The organism is Paracraurococcus ruber, from assembly GCF_004353985.1.
Lineage (GTDB): Bacteria > Pseudomonadota > Alphaproteobacteria > Acetobacterales > Acetobacteraceae > Paracraurococcus > Paracraurococcus ruber.
This window is the reverse complement of the sequence record NZ_SMOA01000585.1, coordinates 1-1,198: the sequence shown is the minus strand read 5'-3', so window position 1 is coordinate 1,198 and position 1,198 is coordinate 1. Positions and strand designations below refer to the sequence as shown.

General features: G+C 78.8%; 1 pseudogene. It reads right to left on the bottom strand.

The features are described from left to right. Window positions 1-1,198 (bottom strand): annotated as a pseudogene (locus tag E2C05_RS33720) (DUF4159 domain-containing protein); the annotation flags it as partial.

Sequence of the window (1,198 nt, the reverse complement as noted above, 5' to 3'; positions counted from 1 at the left end):
CGGCGCCGGCGCGGCGCGGGGCGGCGGCAGGGCGCCGCCGAGGTTCAGCGCCCGGCGATAGGCGGCATTGGCGGCATCCTGGCCGGGCGTGCCGTACCAGCCCGGCGGGTTGCGCGGGGACGGCGTGGCGGCATCGATGGCCGAGGCCGGCAGCGCCGCGGCGGCCGGCGGCGCCGGCCCGAGGCGGCCGAAGCCGTCCAGCGTTTCCAGCGGCGCCAGCGGCGCGTCGCTCTCGGCGCCCTGGATGCCGGCGGCCAGCGCCACGATCCGCCGCAGCATCTGCACGAACAGGCCCGACAGCGGCAGGTTGGACCATTCGGCATTGGCGGTGACGTGGAACAGGATGACGCGGCCGGCGCCGCGCGCCTCCGCCGTCACCAGCGGCGTGCCGTCCCCCAGCCTTGCCCAGGTCCGCTCCGACAGGCGGGGGGAGGGCTCGGCCAGCACCTGCCGCTCCACCGTCACCTCCTCCGGCACCGGCAGGCCGAGGAAGGGCGAGCCTTCGGGGAAGGGGGCGAGGCGCTGCGGCTGCTCCCAGGACAGGGCGCCGCCCAGCTGCCGCTCGGCGCGCAGCGGCACCGGCAGCAGCGGGTCCGGCCGTTCGGCCAGGCGCGGGCCGGCGAAGCGGACCAGCGTGCCGCCGCGCTCGACCCAGCGGGTCAGCGCCTCCCGCTCGGCGCCTTCCGGCACCGGCCGGTCGGCCAGCGCCAGCACGGCGATGGGGCGGGCCAGCAGCCGGTCCAGCGGGCCGCGCCGCAACTCGGCATAGGGGCCGAGGGCGCGGTCGAGGTAGAAGAGGTCGCCGATCAGCGGCGCATCGGCGCTTTCCTCCTGCGGCGGCAGCAGGCCGACGGGGCGGCGGCGGAAGCGCTCATCCAGCAGGGCGACGCCGCCGGCGCCGGTCTCGCCCTCCAGCTCCAGCCGGACCACCTGGTTCCGCAGCTCCAGCGGCAGGTCCAGCACGCCTTCCGCCTGGCCGGCATTGGCGGGGATGGGGATGGTGGCCTGGGCCAGGGCGCGGCCATCGGCGGTGCGGGCCAGCACCACCGCCTCGGCCGGCATCGGCTGCGGGGTCTGCTGCACGCGGATGCGCAACCGGTCGGCCTCGGCGGCCGGCGGCGGCAGCAGGCGGACCGGGCGGGTCTCGGCCGCCGCGACGGTCAGCGTGCCGGCGGCGGCGAGCGCCGCCTGCAGCGGC